Genomic DNA, 26,354 nt, shown 5'->3' with positions numbered 1-26,354 from the left:
CAAAGACCTAGAACATGAAATAGCGCTGCGCCATCGGCAAGACGGTTGCCGGTTCGCAGGTGAGCAGCTCGCCATCGGCGCGGACTTCGTAGGTTTCCGGATCGACCTCGATATGCGGCGTCAGGCTGTTGTGGATCATCGAATGCTTGCCGATGCCACCACGGGTGTTTTTCACCGCGACCAGTTCCTTGGCGACGCCGAGGCGGCCCTTGATCCCGGCATCGAGCGAGGCCTGACTGACGAAGGTGACGGAGGAATTGGTGCGCGACTTGCCGAAAGCGCCGAACATCGGCCGGTAATGCACCGGCTGCGGCGTCGGGATCGAGGCATTAGGGTCGCCCATCGGGGCGGCTGCGATGGTGCCGCCGAGAATGACCATGTCGGGCTTCACGCCGAAGAAGGCAGGGTTCCACATGACGAGGTCGGCGCGCTTGCCGATTTCGACCGAACCGATCTGGTGGCTGAGGCCATGGGCGATCGCCGGGTTGATCGTGTACTTGGCGATGTAGCGCTTGACGCGGACATTGTCGTTTTCGCCGGTCTCCTGCGCCAGCCGACCGCGCTGGCGTTTCATCTTGTCGGCCGTCTGCCATGTGCGGATCGCCACTTCGCCGACGCGACCCATGGCCTGGCTGTCGGAGGAAATGATCGAAAAGGCGCCGATATCGTGGAGAATGTCTTCCGCCGCGATGGTTTCCTTGCGGATCCGGCTTTCGGCAAAGGCGATGTCTTCCGGGATCGACGGCGACAGGTGATGGCAGACCATCAGCATGTCGAGATGTTCGGCCAGCGTATTGATCGTGTAAGGCCGGGTCGGGTTGGTCGATGACGGAATGACGTTCGACTGGCCGCAGATCTTGATAATATCGGGCGCATGCCCGCCGCCGGCACCCTCCGTATGGAACGCATGGATGGTCCGGCCCTTCAGCGCGCCGATCGAATCCTCGACGAAGCCGCTTTCATTCAGCGTGTCGGTGTGGATCATCACCTGCACGTCGTATTCGTCGGCAACAGACAGGCAGCAATCGATCGCGGCCGGCGTCGTGCCCCAGTCCTCGTGCAGCTTGAGCGAGGTGGCGCCGCCCATGACCATTTCGACGAGCGCGCCCGGCAGTGAGGCATTGCCCTTGCCGGCAAAGGCAAGGTTCATCGGGAAGGCATCGGCCGCCTCGATCATCCGGGCGATGTGCCAGGGTCCGGGCGTGCAGGTGGTGGCGAGCGTGCCGTGGGCAGGACCGGTGCCGCCGCCAAGCATGGTGGTGAGCCCGCTCATCAGCGCTTCCTCGATCTGCTGCGGGCAGATGAAGTGGATATGGCTGTCCATGCCTCCGGCGGTGACGATCTTGCCTTCGGCAGCGATCGCCTCCGTGCCTGGACCGACGATGATATCGACGCCCGGCTGCGTATCCGGATTGCCGGCCTTGCCGATCGCGACGATGCGGCCGTCCTTCAGGCCGATGTCCGCCTTGACGATGCCCCAATGATCGACGATCAGCGCGTTGGTGATGACCGTATCGACGGCACCGGCGGCGCGGGTCACCTGGCTCTGGCCCATGCCGTCGCGAATGACCTTGCCGCCGCCGAACTTCACCTCGTCGCCATAGGTGGTGAAGTCCTTCTCGACCTCGATGAACAGTTCGGTATCGGCCAGCCGCACCTTATCGCCGGTGGTGGGGCCGAACATGTTGGCATAGGCCGCACGCGACATCTTGTAGGACATGGTCTACCTCTAAAGTTCAGAAAAATTGGGCGATTTCGATGCTGCTTTGTCGAAGGTCAATGTCGTTCGGCATCCGTTCTGCCGGTTGACCTCTCCGATAAGGTGGTCCGAGAAGTCACCGGGATAATTTAAAAATATATTCAGGGCACCGCTGACGGTATCGGAATCCAGGACGACCACATTGGCCGAATGTAAAATCCGCTCGACGACGTCCCGTATCGCCTTCTTCTTCTGACCCACTTTATTTCGCAGCACCCATATCGTTTCCGCGATTACGATATGATTGACGAAAAACTGTTCTTCGCCCTTGAGGATCAAGTCTTCGACAAGGCGTGTTTGATCTGGTGCGTCATCCACAATCTCCGTATCGATCAGCCAGCGCAGCAGGACATTGGTATCAACTCCGATCATCCGTGACTTCTCCCCCGGCCGAGCGCGCTTCCTTTATCCAGCGCTCGATATCCCTGCTCGATATCCGCTGATCGGGTTTGATCACGCCCCGCAAGTCCGCCAGTGTTTCCTTGCGTGAGCGAAGTTCGAAGGTGCCGTTGGCTGTCGCAACGAAATCCACTTTGTCGCCCACCCCTATGCCAAGCGTTTTGCGAACACGAGCCGGAAGCGTGATCTGGTTTTTCGAAGTTATTTTCGCAGATTCCATCATTTTCCATCCTTACTTTTCCCGAAAAATGTAAGGAATATTTTGAGAATAATCAATGGAGGGATCGAGGCGCGCGAGCCGCCCCTTTGAAATCAAGTCATCGACATAGCGCCGCTCGGCCGCGAACGGATGCCACTCCCAACCGGCATGGCCGAAACCGGCGAGAACGACCCGGTCGCTCGGCCGCCGCCAATGGGCAAGCACTTCCGCGATTGCGACCAAGCCGCTGCTCGGCACCACGTAGTCTCCTGCCCCAAAGCGGGCGAGATCGGCATCGACGGCGGCATGCGTGGCGGGCGGGATCACATGGAACGCCCGGCCGGTCGCCCTGGTGAAGGTGCGAAACCCGTCCGTATAGTCGTCGCAGAGATCGTCGAGATCCGGGTGGCTGACGGCCAGCTTCGGCCGCAATGCCGTAAAAGCTTCCGACGACCGGACGCACCAGATCTCGCGCGCCTGCCGCACGGCCGCATTCGTCTTCCAGCCGCCACCGCCCAGCATCGCCATCGCCGGACGCCCGGTATTGCAGACGGCGACGATATCGGTCTTCTGCCCACCGGCGCCGCAGGAACGGCAATCGTTGAAGCGGATCACCAGATCGGCCGCATCGACGACCGGGGCAACGCCCGGATCGACCTGCCCGTTCCCGACGATCATGATGGTCCGGCTTGCCGTCATGCAATCCTCAGTTTCCAAGGCCTTCCGTCAGGTCCTTCAATTCCGCCGTCCGCTTTCTCGTCAGATCCGCCAGACATCCCGAGACCAGCATGGGCTCCATCGAGCCGCCGCGCGCCTCGAAGCCGGCAAGCACGCACTGGCCATCGCGATAGTCGATCCAGGCGCGCTGCGCCTTCTTCAAGGCATCGACCGCTCCGACATAATTCGGCTCGATCTCGCCGAGCTCGGCATCGGTCTTGCGCATTCTGGCCATGGTCGTCCTGTAGACGGCGTTCAGTTCCTTGTCGGCTGCCTCATAGTCCCTGTTGGCGCAGATATTCATCTCGGCTTGCGTCATGGCATTGCCGCAGTCGATCTCTTCTTCCTGCGCGAAGGCCGCAGGCGCCAACGCAAGGCCGCCGAGGACCAGATCGGCGATAATCAGCGCCCGGATCATAGCTTGCCCATGACCTTCTGGCGGAAACCATAGACCTCGCGCTTGCCGCCGAAGGGAACCAGGGTGACGCTCCGCGTCTGGCCGGGCTCGAAGCGCACGGCGGTGCCGGCTGGAATATCCAGCCGCTTGCCATGGGCCAGCGCGCGATCGAAGGACAGGCCGGCATTGGTTTCGGCAAAGTGATAGTGGCTGCCGACCTGCACCGGCCGGTCGCCGGTGTTGGAGACGTCGAGCGATACGGTTTCCAGACCGGCATTCAGCTCTATCTCGCCATCGGCGGCAATGATTTCACCGGGGATCATGATCGTGTCCTCCTCATCAGGCCGCTTTTGTCGGGGAGCAACCATCCGGCTGCAGGACACGCTCGGTGGAAGCCGGGAACTTTCGCAATTTGGCGGCCGGGCGAACCGGGCGGCGCACCAGTTCACCGGCGCAATTGGGGCACTGGCCGTCCAGCACCTCGGACACGCATGTGGTGCAGAAGGTGCATTCGAAGCTGCAGATCATCGCCTCACGGCTGCCGGGCGGCAGATCCTTGTCGCAGCATTCGCAATTGGGTCTCAGTTGCAGCATGGCACGCTCCTCAGCGAATGGGCTCATGGACGGTGACGAGCTTGGTGCCATCCGGAAACGTCGCCTCGACCTGGATATCGTGGATCATTTCCGCAATGCCCTCCATCACCTGCGCACGGGTGATGACATGGGCGCCCGCCTCCATCAGGTCTGGAACGGAGCGACCGTCGCGCGCACCCTCGACGACGAAATCGCTGATCAGCGCGATCGCCTCGGGATAGTTGAGCTTGACGCCGCGTTCCAGCCGGCGGCGGGCCACCATGGCCGCCATGGAGATCAACAGTTTGTCTTTTTCCCGGGGGGAGAGGTTCATGCTTATGGTCCTGCGATGATTTGCGCGTTGCTGACATCGTATTTCAGGGGAGACCCGCTGGAGAGCATCGTCATGATTGCGGTGAAGGTCGCCGCATCCAATATCGGAGTCCTGACTACGCCGGGATGGCCGCTGAGTTGGAGATCAATTCTCCCGAATGGCGGCACGCCACCCGGTCCACCATTGAGATCCCAGGTCGCTATGTAATCGATGATATTCAGCACGCCCCACCCCTCCTTGTTTCAGTATTTCGAGCGACACGGCTCCGACCTAAAGGTTCCAGACTTTCGGCACAGAGGCGCCCTTGCGCAAGTGCGAAATGATCGGGAGCAGGATTTTTCTCAAGGAAAAACCATCGGTGGCCACGAGGCGCGCAACCAGCTTGTCCTGCCCTGCCGCCTGATAATGACTGACACCGGCGACATGGCCATCTGTCAGGCCACGCAGGGCCGTCAACTGCTGTTCGCAATCATTGCCGGTGTAGAACACCGTGGCAAAGGCCACCTGCCCGCCGAGCACCGCGACTTGCCCCGTCAACCCGGCAATGTCACCGTCGATCCTCAGATTCTCCGCATGCAGGAGAATGCCGTTTCTGTGGATGCGCCAGCAATCCCGGAACAGCCCCGTCCGCATCGCCTCGCCCATCGCCTTGCGGCCAAGCAGGATCGCCTCGACCGCCAGGAACTCGCCGCCCTCCGCAATATCGACATCCAGCCGTCGCGACAGCGAGGCATGGTCGAACAGGATCGTTTCCTGCGGCAGCCAGTGCACGGTCGCACCCGCCTCGACAGAGATCCGGGCGGAGACGGCAGCCGTTCCGGCGCTCGCCTTGTAAATCTTCTCGCAGGCCTGTGTCGTCAGCGTCAGGTGAGTGCCCTCGCCCGCCGAGAACGACCATTCCATATGGTCACCACCGGTCAGACCGCCGGAACTGTTGATCAGCACCGCTTCCATCGTCGCATCGAATGTATCCGGCAGGCGGATCTTGGCACAGCCTTCCTGGTAGAATTCGGCAAGCCGGGTTCGCCCGCCGAATGGCTTTGCCACCAGACGTCCCTTGCCCCAGGCCCGTTGTGGGAGGATTGCCGCTGCCTCTGCCATACACTTCGCCGTCAAACCGTCAGGTGGCGACGTGCTTCCGGCGTGTCCAGCGTTTCCGCCGGCCCCTGATGCACGATTTCGCCCCGATCCATGATGTAGACATGGTCGGCAAGCTCGCGGCAGAAGTCAAGATACTGTTCCACAAGCAGAATTGCCATCCCGGTGGAATCGCGCAGATACTGGATCGCCCGGCCGATATCCTTGATGATCGATGGCTGGATGCCCTCGGTCGGCTCGTCCAAAACCAGAATTTTCGGTCGCGTCACCAGCGCCCGTCCGATCGCGAGTTGCTGTTGCTGACCGCCGGACAAGTCGCCGCCGCGCCGCCCCAGCATGGTCTGGAGAATGGGGAACAGGCTGAAAATGTCGTCGGGAATGAAGCGGTCCCTACGCGGCACCGGCGCATAGCCGGATTCGAGATTTTCCTTGACCGTCAGCAGCGGGAAAATCTCGCGTCCCTGCGGCACGAAGCCGATGCCATGTTTGGCGCGGTGATAGGGCGCCATACCGTTCAGCACCGTATCATTGAAGGTGATGGTCCCGGCGCTCGGCCCATGCTGTCCGGTGATCGCCCGGAGCAGGCTGGTCTTGCCGACACCGTTGCGGCCAAGCACGCAGGTAATCTTGCCCATCGGCGCGGTGATGGAGACGCCCCGCAGCGCCTGGGCGGCGCCGTAGTGCAGATTGATGTTATCGACCGTCAGCATGAGGCACCTCTTTCGGAAATATCCCCTCCCCAACCCCTCCCCACAAGGGGGAGGGGCTCACCCCCGACACTCTGCAGAGACGAAAGGGGCACGGACGGTTGACGCGGGTCAGCCCTCCCACCTGTGGGGAGGGCGGCGAGCAGCGCGAGCGGGAGGGGTGTTTCCTCCCACGAACTCTGAAATTGAAACATCGAAACATGGAAATGCATCGCCCTCACCGTCCCAGATAATTCTCGATCACCTTCGGATCGTTGCTGACGAAATCAATCGAACCCTCAGCAAGCACCGAACCTTCGGCCAGGCACGTCACCTTGACGCCGAGATCGCGGATGAAGCCCATGTCGTGCTCGACCACGACGACGGAGCGGGTCCTGGCGATTTCCTTGAGCAGGATGGCGGTTTCGGCGGTTTCGGCATCGGTCATGCCGGCGACCGGCTCGTCCACCAGAAGCAGCTTGGGCTCCTGCGCCAAGAGCATGCCGATCTCCAGCCACTGCTTCTGCCCATGGGACAGGTTGGCGGCGAGATCGTCCTTGCGCGCTGTCATGCGGACGGTTTCGAGGATTTCCTCGATGCGGGCCTTGTCGGCGGGCGTCAGGCGGTAAAACAATGTCGAGAACACGCCACGGTTCCGGTTCAGTGCAAGTTCGATATTGTCCCAGACCGTGTGGCTTTCGAACACCGTCGGCTTCTGGAACTTGCGGCCGATGCCGAGCTGGGCGATTTCGGCTTCGTCCCGCTTGGTGAGATCGATATCGCCGTTGAAGAAGACCTGGCCGGTATCGGGTCTTGTCTTGCCGGTGATGATGTCCATCATCGTCGTCTTGCCGGCGCCGTTCGGGCCGATGATCGCCCGCAATTCACCGGGATCGACCACGAATGACAGCGAGTTCAGTGCCTTGAAACCATCGAAGGACACGGAGACGCCGTCGAGATACAGCAGGCTCTTGGAGGGTTTTTCATCCATCGATCTTACTCCGCAGCCTGGGGTTCAAGTGTTGCAAGCGCTGCATCCGGCTTGGCTGACGCCTTTTCCTGATAGGCCTTCTCGATCGCATCGGCCTTCTTCTGCTCCTGGCGCCGGGCGAGATATTGCTGCACCGTGCCGACCACGCCCTTCGGCAGAAAGAGGGTGGTCGCGACGAACAGCGCACCGAGTGCAAACAGCCAGAACTCAGGGAAAGCGGCAGTGAAGATGCTCTTGCCGAAGTTGACGAGGACAGCACCGATGATCGGCCCGATCAGCGTGCCGCGCCCGCCGACAGCGGTCCAGATGACCACTTCGATCGAGTTGGCCGGGGCAAACTCACCGGGGTTGATGATGCCGACCTGCGGCACGTAGAGCGCACCCGCAACGCCCGCCATCATCGCCGAGACGGTGAAGATGAACAGTTTCATGTTTTCGACGCGATAACCCAGGAAGCGGGTGCGGCTTTCCGCATCACGCACGCCGACGAGCACCTTGCCGTATTTCGAACGGACGATGGCGGAGCTCAGAAGCAGCGCAAGGGCAAGAGCGATCGCCGTGGCTGCAAACAGCGTTGCGCGTGTGCTGCCCGCTTGAACATTGTAGCCGAGGATTTCCTTGAAGTCGGTCAGGCCATTGTTGCCGCCGAAGCCCATCTCGTTGCGGAAGAAGGCGAGAAGCAGCGCATAGGTCATCGCCTGGGTGATGATCGACAGATAAACGCCGGTGACGCGGGAGCGGAAGGCGAACCAGCCGAACACGAAAGCCAGAATGCCGGGGACCAGGAAGACCATCAGCGCCGCGAAGGCAAAATGGTTGAAGCCGGTCCAGTACAAGGGCAGTTCGCTCCAGTTCAGGAAGACCATGAAATCCGGCAGCAGCGGATTGGCATAGACGCCGCGATCGCCGATCTGGCGCATCAGGTACATGCCCATGGCGTAACCGCCGAGCGCGAAGAAGGCCCCGTGGCCGAGCGAGAGAATGCCGCAATAGCCCCAGACGAGATCCAGCGCCAAGGCCAGAAGCGCGTAGCACAGGTATTTTCCAAGCAACGGCACGAGATGATCCGGGACGTGCAGGAAATTGCCATCGGGGATGAGGAGGTTGGTGAGCGGCACGAGGGCAGCTACCAGAAGGATCAGGCCGATAGCCCAGACCGTCTTCTTTTCATGTCGCGAGAACAGCATTTGCGCAATCATTGTTCGATCGCCCTTCCCTTGAGCGCGAACAGGCCGCGTGGCCGCCGCTGGATGAAGAGAATGATGAGAATGAGGATGATGATCTTGCCCAGCACCGCACCGGCATAGGGCTCAAGGAACTTGTTGGCGATGCCGAGCGAGAAGGCACCGACAAGCGTGCCCCAGAGATTGCCGACCCCGCCGAAGACCACGACCATGAAGCTGTCGATGATGTAGCTCTGGCCGAGATTGGGCGAGACGTTATCGATCTGGCTAAGCGCCACGCCCGCCATACCGGCGATGCCCGAGCCAAGACCGAAGGTCAGCGCATCGACCCAGGGCGTACGAATGCCCATCGACGATGCCATCCGGCGGTTCTGCGTGACGGCGCGCATCTGCAGGCCAAACTTGGAGCGCTTGAGAAGCAGCAGTAATGCAACGAACACGCTGAGAGAGAACAGGATGATCCAGAGACGGTTCCAGGTGCTGGAGAGGCCGCCGATTTCGAACACGCCGGACATCCAGCTTGGATTGTCGACCTGCCGGTTGGTGGGGCCGAAGATCGTCCGGATCGCCTGCTGCAGGATCAGCGAAATGCCCCAGGTCGCCAGAAGGGTTTCGAGCGGCCGGCCATAGAGCCAGCGGATGACGCTGCGTTCGATGGCGATGCCGACCAGGCCGGTGAAGACGAAGGCGGCGGGAACGGCGAAGACCAGCGAATAATCGCTCATGCCCGGTGCGACGGTATTGATCGTCTGTTGCACGACATAGGTCGTGTAGGCACCCAGCATGACCATTTCGCCATGCGCCATGTTGATGATGCCCATGACGCCGAAGGTGATGGCGAGACCGATGGCCGCGAGCAACAGCACGGAGCCGAGCGACAGGCCGTACCAGATGTTCTGGAAGACGTCCCACACCGCGAGGCTGCGGTTGATGGAATCGATGTTCGTCTGGATGGCAGGCTTCAGGTCGTCCGGCGCGTTGTCCATCGCCGCCGTCAGGATCGCCAGCGCATCGCGATTGCCGCGCGCCGCAATGGTGTCGATCGCCGCCTTCTTGTCTTCGGCGCTGGCATCGGTCTTCAGGAGGATGACGGCGCGGGCGGCTTCCATCGTCGCCTTGATTTCGGCGTCCTGCTCCTTCGCAAGTGCCGAGTTCAGAAGGTCGAGATTGTCCGGGTTGGCATCCTTGAGCAGGTCCTGCGATGCGGCCAAGCGGTCCGCGCGGTCTGGGCTCAGAAGGGTCAACTGGCTGAGCGCGGCTCCGATGGCGCCACGCAAGCCATTGTTCAGACGGATTTTGGCAAGATTGCCGGGAGCGTCCGCGACCGGAGCGCCGGTCAGGACGTCGAGATAGCTGCTATCTGGGCCTTCGAGGCAGACAGCACCCCCGGTTTTCGGGGCATAGAGCTTTCCGTCGCTGAGGTTCTGCAGGATTTCAGCGACCTTGGCGTCACCGGAAGCTGCGAGCTTTCCAACAGCTTCTATCTTCTGCGGGAATCCGCCGGCGCCGAGCGCGTCGACCAGCGGACGGATGTCCTCCTGTGCGCGCAGGCCAGTTGCGAGGCAACTGACGAGCAGGCAGAGAGCGACAAGGAAAGTCTGGATGGCGCGATACATGAGCTCTTCTTGTTCCGTTGGCTTGACGCCGTGCATTCCGGGCAATGTCGATGCTGGCGCCGCTGCTTAAGATTTCCGCAATTCGCTCGCCCGACGATCAAATCGGGGAAAACGGTCTCGGGAACCGCATCCCTCCCTCCGCACGATGCAGGAACCATGCCAGATAGACGGCGAAGGGAGACAAGTCCTCCGCCGAGGTGGGAGACCTCGACGGAGGGTATCGGCATGAAAATCAAAAGGTCACTGGATCATTTGTCGAAGCGGTGCGGACACCGCTTCGGATTATGCTGGCCTTGATGAAATCAGAGGCTCTGTATCAGGAACCTTTGCCGCCGCACTTGCCGGTTGCAACGTTGAAGTTGCCGCAGGACATAGGCTTGCGCCAGTCGGAGATCAGGTCCTTCGAGTCCGGCAGGTAGTCGGACCATTCGTCACCGACGACGGCCGGGGTCTGCTGGACGATTTCGAACTGGCCGTCTTCCTGGATTTCACCGATCAGCACCGGCTTGGTGATGTGGTGGTTCGGCATGACGGTGGCATAGCCGCCCGAAAGGTTTGGAACGGTGGTGCCGATGATCGTGTCGAGAACGGCGTCCGTATCGGTCGTGCCGGCTGCTTCAACGGCCGAAACCCAAGCCTTGAAGCCGATATAGGCAGCTTCCATCGGGTCGTTGGTCACGCGCTTGTCGTTCTTGGTGAAGGCGTGCCATTCCTTGATGAATTCGGCATTGGCAGGCGCTTCGACCGACTGGAAGTAGTTCCAGGCAGCGAGGTGGCCGACGAGCGGCTTGGTGTCGAGACCGGCCAGTTCTTCTTCGCCGACCGAGAAGGCGATGACCGGAATGTCGGTTGCCTTGATGCCCTTGTTGCCGAGTTCCTTGTAGAACGGCACGTTGGCATCGCCATTGATGGTCGAGACGACGGCGGTCTTCTTGCCGGCTGAACCGAATTCCTTGATCTTGGCCACTTCCGTCTGCCAGTCGGAGAAACCGAACGGCGTGTAGTTGATCAGGATGTCTTCCTTCGGAATGCCCTTGGCGATCAGGTAGGCTTCGAGGATCTTGTTGGTCGTGCGCGGATAGACATAGTCGGTGCCTTCCAAAACGAAACGCTCGACGCCTTCCGTGTTCATCAGGTAGTCGACGGCCGGAATGGCCTGCTGGTTCGGCGCGGCACCGGTGTAGAAGATGTTGCGCGAGGATTCCTCACCCTCGTACTGGACCGGGTAGAACAGCAGCGAATTGAGTTCTTCGAAGACCGGCAGGACGGACTTGCGCGACGACGAGGTCCAGCAACCGAACACGGCCGAAACCTTGTTGACGGAGATCAGCTCGCGGGCCTTTTCGGCAAACAGCGGCCAGTCGGAGGCCGGGTCGACGACAACAGCTTCGAGCTTCTTGCCCAAGAGGCCGCCCTTCTTGTTCTGATCCTCGATGAGCATCAGCATGGCGTCCTTGAGCGTGGTCTCGGAGATGGCCATGGTGCCGGACAGCGAATGCAGGATACCGACCTTGATCGTGTCTTCGGCGGCGTAGACGCTGGAAAACGCGTTCGTGGCAAGCGCACCGGCGAGGAACGCGCCCATGACGTGAGATTTGAATTTCATTGTGAACCCCTCTCGTTCTTTGACGACGGCTCTTGGGAGACATTTACCGTTCGTAAAGGAACTATCCGCCGGGCTTCACGAAACATGTATACGTCAATTGACGTAGGCGGGGTGGCGAAGTGTGCAGCGCAGCACACTTAATGCCGGTCCACATCTATGCTACGACACCAAGGCGGCCTTCAACGAAGCCGCGGGTAGAGCATCAAGGGAAATCCACGCATCCGATGACAGCACGCCAGCGCATCATTCCGGTCCGGCGCGAGTATAATCGCTGGGTCGCCAACCAGACGCTGGAAGACTATGCGCTGCGCTTTACCGCCAAGAGCGCCCGGCAATTTTCCTCGCAACGCATTTCGCAGACGGCCATCGGTGCCATTTCCTTTCTGGCGCTGGAAGCGATCGGCGGGGCGATCACGCTGTCCTACGGCACGACCAATGCCATCATCGCCATTCTCGCAGCCAGCCTCGTCATGCTCGGCGTCGGCCTGCCGATCAGCCGCTATGCCATCCGCCACGGGGTGGATATCGATCTGCTCACCCGCGGTGCCGGCTTCGGCTATATCGGCTCGACGATCACCTCGCTGATCTACGCCTCGTTCACCTTCATGCTGTTTGCCATCGAGGCCTCGATCATGTCGGCGGCGCTGGAGCTGGCGCTCGGCATTCCCGTCTGGATCGGCTACATCATCAGCGCCATCATGGTCGTCCCGCTGGTGACGCATGGCGTGCGGCTGATCAGCAAGTTCCAGTTGATGACCCAGCCCTTCTGGATCATCCTCAACATTCTGCCCTTCATTTTCATCGCATTCGCCGACTGGGGCACGTTCGACCTCTGGCTTGCCTTTGCCGGGGCTGCAAAGCCGGCGGGCGAGCCGGGCACGCTTGCGCCCTTTTCGCTGATCGAGTTCGGCGCGGCTTCCGCCGTCATCCTCGCCCTGATGGCGCAGATCGGCGAACAGGTGGACTTCCTGCGCTTTCTGCCGCCCGAAGGCCAACGCAAGCTGCATCACCGGATTGCGGTGTTCCTGGCCGGCTCCGGCTGGGTCATCGTCGGCGCACCGAAACTGCTCGCGGGCTCGTTCCTCGTCGTGCTCTGCCTTAGCGGCGGCGTGCCGGTCGAGGATGCCGCCGATCCCGCCCACATGTACCTGACCGCCTTCGGCTACATGATCCCCTGGCACAATGCGGCGCTTCTGCTGATGGCGGCCTTCGTGGTCGTGTCGCAGTTAAAGATCAACGTGATGAACGCCTATGCAGGCTCGCTCGCCTGGTCGAATTTCTTCTCCCGCCTGACCCACAGTCATCCCGGCCGTGTCGTCTGGCTGATGTTCAATGTGGCGATCGCGCTGCTTCTGATGGAACTCGGCATCTACAAGCTGCTGGAGGAAACGCTCGGCATCTTCTCGATCATCGCCATGGCCTGGCTGTGCACGATCTCGGCCGATCTCTTCATCAACAAGCCGCTCGGTCTGGCGCCGCCCAATATCGAATTCAAGCGCGCCCATCTCTACGACATCAACCCGGTTGGTGTCGGCGCGATGACTGTGTCGGCGCTGATCGCGCTCACCGCCCATTTCGGCGCCATGGGCGCCATTGCAGCGTCCCTGGCACCCTATATCGCGCTGATCACCGCGCTCGTCGTCTCGCCGTTGATCGCCTGGGCAACGAAGGGCAAATATTATCTTGCCCGCAAGCCACGCCAGAGCTGGAAGCTCAAGCCGACCGTCACATGCTCGATCTGCGAACATCCGTTCGAGCCGGAAGACATGGCCTGGTGCCCCGCCTATTCCGCGCCGATCTGTTCGCTCTGCTGCTCGCTCGACAGCCGCTGCCACGACATGTGCAAGCCGCATGCGAGCTTCAACGCCCAGACCGCCGCCGTCGCCAAGGCGCTGCTGCCGCAAAAGGTGACGGAAACGCTGTCGACCCGGCTTGGGCGCTACGGCATCGCCGTCGTGCTCTCGGTCGCCGGCATTGCCGTGATCCTGGCGATGATCGCCCATCAGACCGGCACGGCGTCGCCGGAAACCGCTGCGGTGATCAACCGCACGATCGGGATCGTCTTCTTCGTCTTTGCCGTCGTCACCGGTATCGTCTGCTGGTTCTATGTGCTGGCCCATGACAGCCGGCTGGTGGCCGAGGAAGAATCCTCTCGGCAAAACACGCTGCTGCTGAAGGAAATCGCCGCCCACAAGAAAACCGACGCGGCACTGCAGTATGCCAAGGAAACGGCGGAAGCGGCCAACCGCGCCAAGAGCCGCTATGTCGTTGGCCTCAGCCACGAATTGCGCACACCGCTCAACGCGGTGCTCGGCTACGCGCAGATCCTGGAGCGCGACGAGACAATCCCGGCTCCGCGACAGTCCGCCATCAAGGTGATCAAGCGCAGCGCCGATCACCTCTCCGGGCTGATCGATGGACTGCTGGACATATCCAAGATCGAGGCGGGGCGGTTGCAGGTTTATTCCAACGAAATCAATATCCAGGATTTTCTCGACCAGATCGCCGACATGTTCCGCCCGCAGGCGCAGGCGAAGGGGTTGGTATTCGGGCACGAGCGGGCCAGTGCCCTACCGCAATATGTCCGCACCGACGAGAAGCGGCTACGGCAGATCCTCGTCAATCTCCTGTCCAACGCCATCAAGTTCACCGATGCCGGTACTATCCGCTTCGATGTCGCCTATCGCAGCCAGGTGGCGACGTTCACGGTATCCGACACGGGACGTGGCATTTCACAGACCGATCTCCCGCGCATTTTCGAACCCTTCCAGCGCGGCGAGGCAGAACACATTCGGCCGATGCCCGGTCTTGGCCTGGGCTTGACGATCACCCGCCTGCTCACCCAGACACTTGGCGGCGACATCGTCGTCGAGAGCGAGCGCGGTGCGGGCTCAACCTTCAAGGTCCGCCTGATGCTCTCGGCGATCGACCGGCCGACCGCCGCCCTGCCCTCGATCCGCAAGATCGTCGGCTATGCGGGCCCCCGGCGCACCATCGTCGTGGTTGACGACAACGAGGACCACCGCGACCTGATGCGCGAAGTGTTGATGCCGCTCGATTTCGTCGTCCTGACGGCCGCCGGCGGTCCGGAATGCCTGACGCTGATCGAGGGTATCCAGCCCGATCTGTTTCTGATCGACATTTCCATGCCGGGCATGAGCGGATGGCAGCTGGTGACGCGGCTGCGCGACGACTACGCGCAGACGGCGCCGATCATCATGCTGTCGGCCAATATCGGCGACGGAACAGCAGCCGACGCGCAGACCGGTCATAACGACACACTCGCCAAGCCCTTCGATATCCGCCAGTTACAGGACAAACTCGCCATCCACCTAGCACTGGAATGGACCTATAATGATAGGTTGCCGCTGCCGGCCAAACGAAAGGCCAATGGCACGGTAAAGACCCCGGGCGTCACCCATGTCGAGGAACTGATCCGCCTCGGCGAGATCGGTTATATCAGAGGCATCGAGGCCAAGCTCGCGGACCTCGCCCGCATAGAGGAAAATCAGCCGTTCACCGATGCCGTCCGCGCCTATGTGCAGGCTTTCGACCTTGCCGGTTATGCCGACTTCCTGCACAACATCAACAAACAGGGGAGACCGGCTGGTGAATGAAATCGTGCATCCACGCGACATCGTGCTCATCGTGGATGACAGTCCCGAGACGCTGGGGTTCCTGACCGACGCGCTCGAGCAGTCCGGCTTTTCCGTGCTGATCGCCACCTCCGGCAATGCGGCGATCAAGGTGGTCGATCGCATCACACCCGACGTCATTCTCATGGACGCGGTCATGCCGGGCATGGACGGTTTCGATACCTGCCGGGCACTGAAGACGAACCCGGCGGTGGCCCAGGTGCCGGTGATCTTCATGACCGGGCTGACCGAAACGGAGCACATCGTCCACGCACTGGAATCCGGCGGCGTCGATTATCTCTCGAAGCCCATCAATATCGACGAGCTGCGCGCCCGTATCCGCGTTCACTTGGCCAATGCGCGTTCCGCCCAAAGTGCCCGCGTGGCGCTGGATGCAGCCGGACGGCATCTCCTTGCGGTGCGCGGCACCGGTAATATTCACTGGTCGACGCCGCAGGCAACCCGACTGGCCAATGCGGCCACCGGACGCGACGACGGACTGGATATACTGATCGTTCCTATCCGCCAATGGCTGCAGGAGCGCGAAAAGCACGGTGCGGCCAAGGATAGCCCACTGATGATCCACCAGAACGGCGTGCCCGTGCTACAGCTTGCCTATCTCGGCGCGATCGGCGGCGATGAATTCCTGTTTCGCCTGACCGGCGTCAGCCAGACAACCGACGATGAAATCCTGCGGCAGAATTTTTCGCTGACGGTGCGCGAGGCGCAAGTGCTGCTGTGGATTGCCAAGGGCAAATCCAATCGTGATATCGGCGAGATCCTGGGATTGAGCGCCCGCACGGTCAACAAGCACCTGGAGCAGATCTACGTCAAGCTCGGTGTCGAAAACCGGGCGTCAGCCGCCGTCAAGGCGGCCAAAGTGCTGCATCAGGAGTGATCAGGCGACCCTGTCCGGCGGTTCGCGGCCTTCGAAGAAGGCGGTGATATTGTCCACCACCTTCATGCCCATGGCCGTCCGCGTCTCTTCCGTCGCGCTACCGAGATGCGGCAGGAGCACAACATTGTCGAGCGCGCGCAGGCGTTCGGGAACGACGGGTTCTGCCTCGAAGACGTCGAGACCGGCGCCCCGAATGGTGCCGGCTTCCAAAGCTTCGATCAGCGCCGTCTCATCGACGACGTCGCCGCGCGCGGTGTTGATCAGGTAGACGCCGGGTTTCATGATCTTGAGCCGACGGGCATCGATCAGATGTCGGTTCTCACCGCCGCCCGGGCAATGCAGCGAGACGAAATCGGCGATCGCCAGAACCTCGTCGACTGTGGCGAGTTGGCGCGCGCCATACCGCGCGGCTTCGGCCGGATCGACCTTCGAGCGATTGTAGAAGACGACATCCATGTCGAAGCCGAAGTGGCAGCGTTTTGCCATCGCCTTGCCGATGCGGCCGAAACCGATGATCCCCAACGTCTTGCCCGTGACCTTGGTGCCGATCATATGCGTCGGACGCCAACCGGTCCATTCGCCGGCTCGGACCTGCCGCTCGCCCTCGCCTGTCCGCCGTGAGATGGAAAGAAGCAGCGACATGGCGATATCGGCGGTGCAGTCGGTCAGCACGCCCGGCGTATTGGTAACGACGATGCCACTCGCTTTGGCGGCCGCGACGTCGATATGATTGTAGCCAACGCCGAAATTTCCAAGGATTTTCGCGCGCAGGCCACCGCCCTCGAACAGCGCGGCCGGCAGACGATCGGAGACGGTCGGCAGGACGGCATCGAAATTGCGCAGGGCATCGGCAAGGGCCGCCGCATCCATCGGATCGTCCGGCCCGTTGAAAACCGTATCGAACCGCTCCGAAAGAGCCTGCTCGACGGCGCCGGGCCAGCGGCGGGTCACGAGGATGCGTTGCGTCTCAGCCATCGGTTACTCCTGAATCGATTCCGGAATTGACACGTAACACAGGAATGGCCGCCAATCAGCGGTCGTTTTTATGAAAGTGCTGTACGGCTCGGAGAAGGTACCGGCGTCCGGTCCACTCTTCAGGACGGACAGGTCGTCGTTCGGCAGAACGCCTTGCACCGGCATGGTGGAAACGCAAAAAGGCCCGGCAAAACCGGGCCTTTCGCGATCCTGAGACCAATCGGATTTCTGAAAACGATTATTCGTTCTCGACGTAGGTGTACTTGCCGTCGTCACCCTTCTTCCAGGTGTACATGACGTAGTCCGGACGGGTGATGTCGCCCTTTTCGTCGAAGCCGAGTTCGCCGATGGCAGTCTTGAACGGACCCTTGGCCTTGATGGCTTCGGCAACAGCCTGCGGATCGTTGCCGCCGGCAGCCTTGGCGCCTTCAGCGATGACCTGAACGGCAGCATAAGCGTAGAGCGTGTAGGCTTCCGGCTCGAAACCGGCAGCGCGGAACTTCTCGACGAGTTCCTTTGCAGCTTCGTTCTTGCGCGGATCCGGAGCAAACGTCATCAGCGTGCCATCGACTGCGTCGCCGGCAATCGAAGCCAGTTCGTTCGAGACGATGCCGTCACCCGAGATGAAGGTCGCCTTCAGACCCTGGTCGGCGGACTGGCGCTCGATGAGGCCGAATTCGGTGTGCAGACCACCCCAGTAGACGACCGATACGCCAGCTTCCTTCATCTTTGCGATGAGAGCCGAGAAGTCCTTGTCGCCGACATTCACGCCTTCATAGACGGCTTCCGTGATACCAGCACCGTTTGCTGCCTTCCGGGTTTCATCGGCAAGGCCCTGACCATACGGGGTCTTGTCGTGAAGAACGGCAATCTTGGCGTCCTTGAAGTTTGCAGCGATAAACGCGCCGGCAACGGCACCCTGCTGATCGTCACGACCGCAGGTGCGGAAGGTGTTCCACAGACCGCGTTCGGTGTAGGTCGGGTTGGTCGAAGCCGGGGAAATCTGCAGGACGCCGTTTTCGGCGTAGACTTCCGAAGCCGGGATGGAAACGCCCGAGTTGAAGTGACCGACAACGAACTTGACGCCATCGGCAACAAACTTGTTGGCGACCGAAACGCCCTGCTTCGGATCGGACACGTCATCGCCGAGCACGACCTTGATCTGCTCGCCGTTAATGCCGCCGGCTGCATTGATGTCGGCAGCCGCCTGCTCGGCACCCTTCTGCAGCTGCGCGCCGAATGCGGCGTTCGGACCGGTGATCGGGCCACCGACGCCGATCAGGATATCGGCCCAGGCATTGCCGCTGAAGGCGACCATTGCAGTCAGCGCGACAGCAGACAAAAGTGATTTCTTCATCTTGTTACTCCCAAAAAATTGAGCGGGTGTTTTTAAACCGGTCACGATACCCGCCATAATCGCCCCGGTTTTCTTATATCCGCGTCAGCGCGAGCGGCTGGCGCGGTTCCCTCTGTCATTTGGCTTTCCAGGAGAAGGGCGACGCCTTCTCATAAAGCCAGTAGTATTTTTCCGTCATCTGCTTCGTCCGGTAGAAGCGATAACCGGCCGTAGCAAACAACAAAAGAATGACCGTGTCCACGACATAGTACTGGGCCGTCAGCATCGAGCCTTCAAAAAGTGCATGATGGATGAAGCGGATAGCGACCCCCAGGAGCAGCGTGTAGACCACCAGCGTCGCGTAGCTGCTCCAGTTGTCGGCGCAGCTCTTTCCCGTTCGCCAGGCGGTCCAGCCGCCCATGATCACGGTCACCAGCAGAAACTGCCAGATGGTCGGTTCTTCGTAGAGAATGCCCTGCATTCCTTGCTCCCTTCAAAGCACCGGCGGCGAGAAAACGTCCCTGCCCTGCGCCTCAATTCCCAAACTCTGCCCATCGCCGGCAGCCCGGCGACAGCGCGGGATCAATGATGGCCACCTTCGAGATAGGCGGCACGAACTTCCGGATTGGCGAGCAGTTCCTTGCCCGAGCCGCTCATCGTTACCCTGCCGTTGACCATGACATAGCCACGGTGCGACAGCTTCAAGGCAGCAAAGGCGTTCTGCTCGACGAGGAAGACCGTCAGCCCTTCAGTCTCGTTGAGCTTCTTGATTGCCGCAAAGATGCCCTTGACGATCAGTGGCGCGAGGCCGAGCGATGGCTCGTCCAGGAGCAAAAGCTTCGGGCGGGCCATCAGCGCACGGCCGATCGACAGCATCTGCTGCTCGCCGCCCGAGAGCGTTCCGCCGCGCTGTGCCTGGCGTTCCTTGAGGCGCGGAAACAGCGTGAAGATCTTTTCGACGTCCTCGTTGAAATACTTCAGATTGTCGAGGCTTGCCCCCATCTGAAGATTTTCGAACACGGTCATGCGCGGGAAGATGCGTCGGCCTTCCGGCGATTGTGCGATACGCAGCCGGGCGATTTCGTGCGTTGGCATGCGGGTAATGTCCTGGCCGTCGAAGACCACCGAACCGGTGCGGGCCTGCGGGCTGCCGCAGATGGTCATCATCAGCGTCGACTTGCCGGCCCCGTTGGCGCCGATCATGCAGACGATTTCGCCCTTCTTGACCTCGACATCGACACCCGCCAGAGCGCGAATATTACCGTAATAGGTTTCTACGGATTTTACATGCAGGAGATTGTCGCTCATCAAAGCGGTCCTCCCGGCGTGATGTGCTCGATCTGTTCGATCACCTCTTCGACCTCATCATCTTCAACACCGAGATAGGCCGCAATAACCTTCGGATCGTTCTTCACATGGTCCGGATTGCCGTCCGAAATCTTCTGGCCGTATTCAAGCACGACGACATGGTCGGAAATCTCCATGACCACGGACATATCGTGCTCGATCAGCAGGATCGACGTGCCGGTATCCTGGCGAATGCTGCGCAGCAATGTGTTGAGCGCCAGCGATTCGCGCGGGTTGAGTCCGGCCGCCGGTTCGTCGAGGCAGAGAAATTCCGGCCCCGTGCACATGGCACGGGCGATTTCCAGACGACGCTGCGCGCCATAGGGAAGATCGCCTGCCGGATCGTCGGCGCGGTCGATCAGATTGGCCTTCTCAAGCCAGTATTTCGCCTGCTCGATCGACTGCGCCGCGGCCTTCTTGTAGGCGGGGAACCCGAGCAGACCGAGGATCGTGTAGCCCGAGGCCAGCATCAACTTGTTGTGCTGCGCGACCAGCAGGTTTTCCAGAACCGTCAGGCCGGAAAACAGCCGGATGTTCTGGAAGGTCCGGGCCACCTTGGCATCGCGGTTGACCTCGAAATCCGACATGCGTTCGAGGAGGAATTCCTTGCCCGCCTTTTGCCGCATCGTGATCATGCCCATCGTCGGCTTGTAGAAGCCGGTGATGCAGTTGAAGACCGTGGTCTTACCGGCGCCGTTCGGGCCGATGAGAGCGGTGATGTCGCCGCGATAGGCTTCGAACGACAGGTCGTTGATGGCCATGAGGCCGCCGAAGCGCATCGACAGATGGTCGACTTTGAGGATGGGATCTTTCGTCATCGTGTTCGTTCCGGCCATGATCAACCGTGACCTTCCTTGGTGAAACTGCCGGAGACAGTCTTGCGTTCGCGCAGGAATGCCGTGGGTTCGCGCAAGCCGACAAAGCCGCGGGGCTTCCACACCATGACGATAACCATGGCCAGACCGAAGATCAGCATGCGGTAGAGTTCGGGGGTGAATTCGGGGCCGAAGATGTGCTTGAGGAATTCCATCTCGCGCAGCATTTCCGTGCCGCCGATCATGAGCGTCGCGGCGACCGCGATCCCGATCAGCGAGCCCATGCCGCCCAGGACGACGATGGCAAGGATGATGGCCGATTCTAGGAACACGAAGGATTCTGGCGAGACGAAGCCCTGGCGAACCGCGAAAAAGGAGCCCGCGAAACCGCCGAACATCGCACCCGTGGCAAACGCCGTCAGCTTGGTGGTGACGGTGTTGATCCCGAGAGACCGGCAGGCGATCTCGTCTTCACGCAGCGCTTCCCAGGCACGGCCGATCGGCATGCGCCGAAGCCGGATGGTCACGAAGGCGGTCAGGAGGCAAAGCGCCAGGATGAGATAGAACAGGAATATCTTGTAATAGGCCGACGACATCGGCAGGCCGAAGACCTTGGCGAAGTTGTTCGTCGCACTGACATCGAACGACCAGATACCGAAGACCGACGCCTTGGCGATGCCGGAAATTCCGAACGTACCCTTGGTGACGGCGGTCCAGTTGATCAGGACGAGGCGGATGATTTCCCCGAAGGCGAGCGTCACGATCGCGAGATAGTCACCCTTCAGACGCAGCACGGGGAAGCCGAGGATGATGCCCCAGAGCGCCGCGAAGATGCCGGCCATCGGCAGGAGCAGCCAGAACGACAGTCCAAAATGGGCAGAGAGGAGCGCGTAGGAATAGGCGCCGACCGCGTAGAAGGCGACATAGCCGAGATCGAGCAGACCGGCGAGGCCGACAACGATATTCAGGCCCCAGGCTAGCATCACATAGATGAGGATCTGGATGCCGAAGTTATCGACCCATTTCAGCGAGCCCTGGAAGCCGAAGAAATAGACCATGATCGGCGGATAGACGACCAGTGCGATAATCGCGATCATGCTGAAATTGCGGCTAACGAAGCCGGCTTCCTGTACAGGAGCCGCCGACTTCGCGGCTTTCCGCTCGGCCAGATAAGGACGAATGAAGGCGACCGACAGGAAGCGTCCGACCATGGCGATGACGACGAAAGTCGCCAGCAGGCCCCAGCGCTGAACGAGGATCAACTCGTTCAGGATGTTCTGGTCGGTCTTGAGACCGACGAAAAGAACGAAGAGACCGAGGGCCACGAGGCCGGCATAAAAGGCCTCGCGCAGAGCCCGCGCCATCAGATTGCCGCTGGCGCTCTCATTGGTGTTCGAAATGTTTGCCATGAAATTATACCTTCTCGACTTCAGGCCGACCCAGAATACCGGACGGCTTGAAAATCAGCACGATGGCGAGGATCGAGAATGTCGCGACATCCTTGTAGTCGATGGTGAAGTAGGCCGACCAGAGCGACTCGATGAGGCCAATCATCAGGCCACCGAGAACAGCACCCGGCAGCGAGCCGATGCCACCCAGAACCGCGGCAGTGAAGGCCTTGACGCCCGGAGTGAAGCCGTCGGTGAAGACGATGACACCGTAATACATCAGGTACATGGTACCGGCGACGGCTGCGAGCGCGGCGCCCATGATGAAGGTGATCGAGATCGTCTTGTCGACGTCGATGCCGAGAAGAGCCGCCATCTTGCGGTCCTGCTCGGTGGCACGCTGTGCCCGGCCGAGCGGCGTGTGATTGACGATATACCAGAAGATCGTCAGCAGAGATGCCGTCACGACAACGATGATGATCTGCTTCAGCGAAATCGAGATGCCGAAGACGTCATATACCGAGGACACCATGGACGGGATCGGCTTGTTGCGCGGACCCTGCGTCACCTGAATGAAGTTGGACAGAGCGATCGACATGCCGATCGCGGTGATCAGCGGCGCCAGCCGGAACGAGCCGCGCAACGGCCGGTAAGCCATCTTTTCGATAACCCAGTTCCACAACCCGGTCATCAGCATTGCGACGACGATCATGATAAGCAAAGCCAAGGCAATCGGCACACCGCCAACCAGCGAAACCAGCAGCAGATAGACGATCAATGCGGCAAAACCGCCCAGCATGAAGATATCGCCGTGGGCGAAGTTCACCATGCCGATGATGCCGTAAACCATGGTATAGCCAATGGCTATCAAACCGTAAATTGAGCCAAGCGTCAGCCCGTTGACGAGCTGCTGGACAAAATACTCCATCTATATCCCCCGGATATGATCCATGCGGTCATATCTCTTGTTTTTGTGCCCTTTTAGAGCATCATTTGCCAATGCGGATTCCATACCGCTTTAGAAAGAAAAAGGAAGCCCAAAAGTGCGGCATCGACAATTTCTTTCGGTTTTGGATTAAAATGGTGCACGGATCGGTGCAAAAGCCAAATAATCATCAGGAAAAGCCATGCTTTTGAGCAGTTTTTTGCTTGATAAACCGATTTAAGGAAAACAAAAAAGCCGGGAACATTGCGCCCGGCTTCGATTTTCCACCAAACTGTAGATTGTCATTCAAGACCGCATGCGCGAGCCGTTGGCATCGAAAAGCGGCTGCGTCTGAAGCCGCGCGGTGAGCATTTCACCGAGCAATTCGACCTGCCAGCCGTCCGCTTCGTCGGCAATCTCCTTTGGAACGTAGCCGACGGCAACCGAAACGCCCGAAGCATGGGCATAGCCGCCAGAGGTGACCCAACCGCGAACTTCGCCATTGAGATAGATCGGCTCGTCGCCGATCACGTCGGCATCCCTGGCGTCGATGATGAAGGTGCGCAGACGCAGGCTTCCGCCCTCGGCTTTTTCCCTGGCAGCCGCTTCCTTGCCGATGAAATCGGCGTCCTTCTTCAAGGCAACGAATCGGCCAAGACCGGCTTCGAACGGACCGTAAAGCGGACGATATTCGCGCGACCAGCTGCCGAAGGACTTTTCGACACGCAGCGCATTCAGCGCCCGCAGGCCGAACAGCTTGATGTTGAACTCGGCGCCCGCTTCCATGATGAGGTCGTAGAGGTAACGCTGGTATTCCGGCTTCATCCAGATCTCGTAGCCGAGGTCTCCCGTATAGCTGACACGGCCGACGATCGCCGGCGCCATGCCGAGATCCATCCTGCGGATATCCATGAAGCCGAAAGCCTCATCCGACATATCGAGATGGGTCAGCTTGGAGATCAGTGCACGGGAATTCGGCCCCGCGATCGACAGGCCAACCAGTTGCAGGTTCAGCGCCTTGATGCTGACCGAGCCATCCTTGGGCAGGTGGCTCTCGAACCAGCGCATGTGATAATCCTCGGCAATGCCGGAACCGATCAGGAGGAAATCCCCCTCGCCGAGCTTGGCCAGCGTGAAATCGCCGATCAGCTTGCCGTCCTCCTTGAGCATCGGCGCCAGCGACATCCGCCCGGCTTCCGGAATGCGGCAGGTCAACATGCGGTCGAGCCAGGCCTCGGCACCCTTGCCTGTGATGGCATATTTGGCAAAGCCGGAGGTTTCCATCAGACCGACGCTGTCGCGCACGGCCCTGGCTTCCGCGCCGACGACATCGAAATCGTTCGAACGGCGCCAGGAGAACGTGTCCTCCTCGCCCTTCGGCGCGAACCAGAGCGGTGATTCGAGTCCGTTGGATGCGCCGAAAATGGCGCCGGCATCCTTCAGCTTGTCGTAGATCGGTGTCGTCAGGAACGGACGGGCACCCGGCAGTTCCTCGTTCGGATAGCGGATCGAGAAGCGGCGGGAATAGTTTTCGCGGACCTTGGCGTTGGTGAAGCCGAGCGTAGCGAAGTCGCCGTAGCGCGCGACATCCATCGCGAAGACATCGAAGCCCGGATCGCCGTAGATGATCCAGTTAGCAAGCGCGAGACCGACGCCGCCGCCCTGGCTGAACCCGGCCATGACGGCGCAGGCCGACCAGTAGTTTGTGAGGCCACGGACCGGGCCGACCAGCGGATTGCCGTCCGGCGAGAAGGTGAAGGGGCCGTTGATGATTTTCTTGATGCCGGCCTTGTTGAAGGCGGGGAAATGGCGGAATCCGACTTCCAGTTCCGGCGTGATGCGCTCGATATCCTCGGCCAGCAGTTCATGGCCGAAATCCCAGGACGTGGTGATCGGCGACCAGGGGCGGCAGGCCTTTTCGTAAGTGCCCATCAGCATGCCGTTGCGCTCCTGGCGCAGGTAGATCTCGCCGTCGAAATCGACGCAGTGCATCAGTTCCTTGCCACGCGTCTGGTTGAATTCGATGACCTCAGGCATGTCCTCGGTGATGAGATACATGTGTTCCATGGCGAGCACCGGCAGTTCCAGCCCGGTCATGCGGCCGACTTCACGCGCCCAGAGACCGGCGGCGTTGACGACATGCTCGGCTATGATCTCGCCCTTGTTGGTGATGACACGCCAAGAGCCATTTTCCAGCTGCACGAGATCTTCCACCTTGGTGTGCAGGTAGATATCGGCGCCGTTCTTCTTGGCCGACTTGGCATAGGCATGCGTCGTGCCATAGGGATCGAGATGGCCTTCGACCGGATCGAACACGGCGCCGACGAACTGCGAGGGGTCGAGCAGCGGCATCAGTTCATGCGCCTCCTTTGGCGTCAACAGATGCGCGTCGAGACCCATGTAGCGGCCCTTGGCGAGGATCGACTTCATCCAGTCGAACCGCTCCTTGGTCGCCGCCAGCATCATGCCCGATGTCATGTGCAGGCCGATATCCTGGCCGGAATAGTCCTGGATTTCCTTGTAGAGTTCGACCGTATATTTCTGCAGCTTGGCGACGTTCGGGTCGCCGTTGATCGTGTGCATGCCGCCTGCGGCATGCCAGGTCGACCCCGAGGTCAGCTCCGATCGCTCCAGGAGAACGACGTCGGTCCAGCCGAATTTCGTCAGGTGGTAGAGGATCGAACACCCGACGACGCCGCCGCCGATTACGACGACTCTGGCATGGCTTTTCATGAAAATTCTCCGGTTTCGGGCGCCAGGAAAAAGCGGCCCGTTCGATTGGGCAAATCTAGCTTTCGAAACCGTAGTGGGAAAGGTGTCGCGGAGAAAGCCATTGCTGCGAACAGGCCTTGCCCATTTCCGCCATTCGCTGCTTCACCAGCGCCGTAAAAGCGTCACGCGATGACGCTTTTATCGTCAGGCTACAAATCCAACCGAAAGATCGAATTCGCGGCCCATCAGCTTGAGGTCGTCGAACAGCGACTCTGCGAAACTGCGCATGACGATCATTTCGAACTCGTTCTCGCCCACACGCGCCAGATTGACGCTGATATGGCCATAGAGAACATTGGACGAGGTACCGACTTCAAAGACGCCGGGGTGCAAATCCGTGCCGACCCCCTTGGCGAGGATGCGCCGAACGTTCGGACCGGACAAGCGCAAGAGGACACGGCCATCGCTCTGGTCGAAGATGTAGGCGGCGTCGGCCAGAAGCAGCGACAGATTGCGCTGCAGCACCTCCGGCGTGTCGGTCAGCGACAGAGCCAGCCATTCGCCCGGAGCGGTGAAACGCACGGACAGGTCGCCGCCGGCGGCAAGCGCGGCGGCCACGAAGGCATCTCCGCCATCCGCCGCCATGACCGTCGAGATCGCCACGCTTCCCGGGACCTCCAGATGATCGACAGCGCGAATGCCGGGGTCGGCGGGGATGCAGTTTTCGAGAGGATGCCGGGAAATGTAAGTCTTGCTCATGTCCG

Annotated in this window: 26 protein-coding genes; 2 read left to right on the top strand and 24 right to left on the bottom strand. The window is 60.6% G+C overall.

Annotation, left to right across the window (positions count from 1 at the left end; translation table 11 throughout):
• Positions 1-7: 7 nt before the first annotated feature.
• The 15 genes from ureC to urtA form a co-directional block, all read right to left on the bottom strand.
• On the bottom strand, positions 8-1,720 hold the full coding sequence (ureC, locus tag ACST81_RS08510; RefSeq protein ID WP_438752496.1) for an urease subunit alpha: 1,713 nt from the start codon (positions 1,718-1,720) through the stop codon (positions 8-10).
• Positions 1,721-1,729: 9 nt separating this feature from the next.
• Positions 1,730-2,131 carry a PIN domain-containing protein gene (locus ACST81_RS08505; protein ID WP_438752495.1) on the bottom strand — a complete coding sequence of 134 codons (402 nt, stop codon included), beginning with the start codon at positions 2,129-2,131 and terminating at the stop codon, positions 1,730-1,732.
• Positions 2,118-2,381: an AbrB/MazE/SpoVT family DNA-binding domain-containing protein gene (locus ACST81_RS08500; protein WP_438752494.1), complete on the bottom strand. Its 264-nt coding sequence runs from the start codon at positions 2,379-2,381 to the stop codon at positions 2,118-2,120. The genes ACST81_RS08505 and ACST81_RS08500 overlap by 14 nt, the downstream gene beginning before the upstream one ends.
• Positions 2,382-2,390: 9 nt before the next feature.
• Positions 2,391-3,056: a Urease operon accessory protein gene (locus tag ACST81_RS08495; protein WP_438752493.1), complete on the bottom strand. Its 666-nt coding sequence runs from the start codon at positions 3,054-3,056 to the stop codon at positions 2,391-2,393.
• 7 nt (positions 3,057-3,063) lie between these two features.
• On the bottom strand, positions 3,064-3,492 hold the full coding sequence (locus ACST81_RS08490) for a lysozyme inhibitor LprI family protein (RefSeq protein WP_438752492.1): 429 nt from the start codon (positions 3,490-3,492) through the stop codon (positions 3,064-3,066).
• Positions 3,489-3,794, bottom strand: a complete 306-nt coding sequence (locus ACST81_RS08485) for an urease subunit beta (RefSeq protein ID WP_438752491.1) — start codon at positions 3,792-3,794, stop codon at positions 3,489-3,491. The genes ACST81_RS08490 and ACST81_RS08485 overlap by 4 nt, the downstream gene beginning before the upstream one ends.
• A gap of 16 nt (positions 3,795-3,810) precedes the next feature.
• Positions 3,811-4,065 carry a DUF1272 domain-containing protein gene (locus ACST81_RS08480; protein WP_438752490.1) on the bottom strand — a complete coding sequence of 85 codons (255 nt, stop codon included), beginning with the start codon at positions 4,063-4,065 and terminating at the stop codon, positions 3,811-3,813.
• 10 nt (positions 4,066-4,075) lie between these two features.
• Entirely contained in the window at positions 4,076-4,378 is a 303-nt protein-coding gene (locus tag ACST81_RS08475) for an urease subunit gamma (protein WP_438752489.1), read from the bottom strand.
• 2 nt (positions 4,379-4,380) lie between these two features.
• Positions 4,381-4,602 (bottom strand): hypothetical protein, encoded by a 222-nt coding sequence (locus ACST81_RS08470; protein WP_438752487.1) that lies wholly within the window; start codon positions 4,600-4,602, stop codon positions 4,381-4,383.
• Between the two features lie 46 nt (positions 4,603-4,648).
• Positions 4,649-5,479 carry an urease accessory protein UreD gene (locus ACST81_RS08465; RefSeq protein WP_438752486.1) on the bottom strand — a complete coding sequence of 277 codons (831 nt, stop codon included), beginning with the start codon at positions 5,477-5,479 and terminating at the stop codon, positions 4,649-4,651.
• A gap of 11 nt (positions 5,480-5,490) precedes the next feature.
• Positions 5,491-6,186, bottom strand: coding sequence for an urea ABC transporter ATP-binding subunit UrtE (urtE, locus tag ACST81_RS08460; RefSeq protein ID WP_438752485.1), 696 nt, complete (start codon positions 6,184-6,186; stop codon positions 5,491-5,493).
• A gap of 214 nt (positions 6,187-6,400) precedes the next feature.
• A complete protein-coding gene (gene urtD / locus ACST81_RS08455) occupies positions 6,401-7,153 on the bottom strand; it encodes an urea ABC transporter ATP-binding protein UrtD (RefSeq protein WP_438752484.1) in 753 nt (250 codons plus the stop codon).
• A gap of 5 nt (positions 7,154-7,158) precedes the next feature.
• Entirely contained in the window at positions 7,159-8,340 is a 1,182-nt protein-coding gene (urtC, locus tag ACST81_RS08450) for an urea ABC transporter permease subunit UrtC (protein ID WP_438753441.1), read from the bottom strand.
• Positions 8,341-8,348: 8 nt separating this feature from the next.
• Positions 8,349-9,953, bottom strand: coding sequence for an urea ABC transporter permease subunit UrtB (gene urtB / locus ACST81_RS08445; protein WP_438752483.1), 1,605 nt, complete (start codon positions 9,951-9,953; stop codon positions 8,349-8,351).
• 316 nt (positions 9,954-10,269) lie between these two features.
• The gene (urtA, locus tag ACST81_RS08440) at positions 10,270-11,559 is read right to left on the bottom strand and encodes an urea ABC transporter substrate-binding protein (RefSeq protein ID WP_438752482.1); all 1,290 of its coding nucleotides are present in this window, start codon (positions 11,557-11,559) and stop codon (positions 10,270-10,272) included.
• Between the two features lie 224 nt (positions 11,560-11,783).
• Here urtA and ACST81_RS08435 point away from each other — a divergent pair, with 224 nt between their 5' ends.
• Together ACST81_RS08435 and ACST81_RS08430 are read left to right on the top strand one after the other, a co-directional pair.
• The gene (locus tag ACST81_RS08435; protein WP_438752481.1) at positions 11,784-15,176 is read left to right on the top strand and encodes a hybrid sensor histidine kinase/response regulator; all 3,393 of its coding nucleotides are present in this window, start codon (positions 11,784-11,786) and stop codon (positions 15,174-15,176) included.
• Positions 15,169-16,092 (top strand): response regulator, encoded by a 924-nt coding sequence (locus ACST81_RS08430; protein WP_438752480.1) that lies wholly within the window; start codon positions 15,169-15,171, stop codon positions 16,090-16,092. The genes ACST81_RS08435 and ACST81_RS08430 overlap by 8 nt, the downstream gene beginning before the upstream one ends.
• On the opposite strand, the gene ACST81_RS08425 is transcribed toward ACST81_RS08430, so the two are convergent.
• From ACST81_RS08425 to ACST81_RS08385, 9 genes are all read right to left on the bottom strand, one after another.
• Positions 16,093-17,067, bottom strand: coding sequence for a 2-hydroxyacid dehydrogenase (locus ACST81_RS08425; protein WP_438752479.1), 975 nt, complete (start codon positions 17,065-17,067; stop codon positions 16,093-16,095).
• 238 nt (positions 17,068-17,305) lie between these two features.
• Complete coding sequence (locus tag ACST81_RS08420) at positions 17,306-18,424, bottom strand: branched-chain amino acid ABC transporter substrate-binding protein (RefSeq protein ID WP_438752478.1); 1,119 nt, start codon at positions 18,422-18,424, stop codon at positions 17,306-17,308.
• 115 nt (positions 18,425-18,539) lie between these two features.
• A complete protein-coding gene (locus tag ACST81_RS08415) occupies positions 18,540-18,884 on the bottom strand; it encodes a DUF6867 family protein (protein WP_438752477.1) in 345 nt (114 codons plus the stop codon).
• 101 nt (positions 18,885-18,985) lie between these two features.
• Positions 18,986-19,711, bottom strand: coding sequence for an ABC transporter ATP-binding protein (locus tag ACST81_RS08410; RefSeq protein WP_438752476.1), 726 nt, complete (start codon positions 19,709-19,711; stop codon positions 18,986-18,988).
• Positions 19,711-20,589, bottom strand: coding sequence for an ABC transporter ATP-binding protein (locus ACST81_RS08405; RefSeq protein ID WP_438753439.1), 879 nt, complete (start codon positions 20,587-20,589; stop codon positions 19,711-19,713). Before ACST81_RS08405 ends, ACST81_RS08410 begins: the two co-directional genes overlap by 1 nt.
• A complete protein-coding gene (livM, locus tag ACST81_RS08400; RefSeq protein WP_438752474.1) occupies positions 20,589-21,974 on the bottom strand; it encodes a high-affinity branched-chain amino acid ABC transporter permease LivM in 1,386 nt (461 codons plus the stop codon). Before livM ends, ACST81_RS08405 begins: the two co-directional genes overlap by 1 nt.
• Before the next feature lie 4 nt (positions 21,975-21,978).
• Positions 21,979-22,881, bottom strand: a complete 903-nt coding sequence (locus tag ACST81_RS08395) for a branched-chain amino acid ABC transporter permease (RefSeq protein ID WP_438752473.1) — start codon at positions 22,879-22,881, stop codon at positions 21,979-21,981.
• Between the two features lie 303 nt (positions 22,882-23,184).
• Positions 23,185-25,611, bottom strand: coding sequence for a GcvT family protein (locus ACST81_RS08390; protein WP_438752472.1), 2,427 nt, complete (start codon positions 25,609-25,611; stop codon positions 23,185-23,187).
• Between the two features lie 183 nt (positions 25,612-25,794).
• On the bottom strand, positions 25,795-26,349 hold the full coding sequence (locus ACST81_RS08385) for a sarcosine oxidase subunit gamma (protein ID WP_438752470.1): 555 nt from the start codon (positions 26,347-26,349) through the stop codon (positions 25,795-25,797).
• Between the last annotated feature and the right edge of the window lie 5 nt (positions 26,350-26,354).

The organism is Pararhizobium sp. O133, from assembly GCF_051669845.1.
Classification (GTDB): domain Bacteria; phylum Pseudomonadota; class Alphaproteobacteria; order Rhizobiales; family Rhizobiaceae; genus Pararhizobium.
Note: the sequence above shows the minus strand (reverse complement) of the source record. Positions and strands in the feature narration are given on the sequence as shown.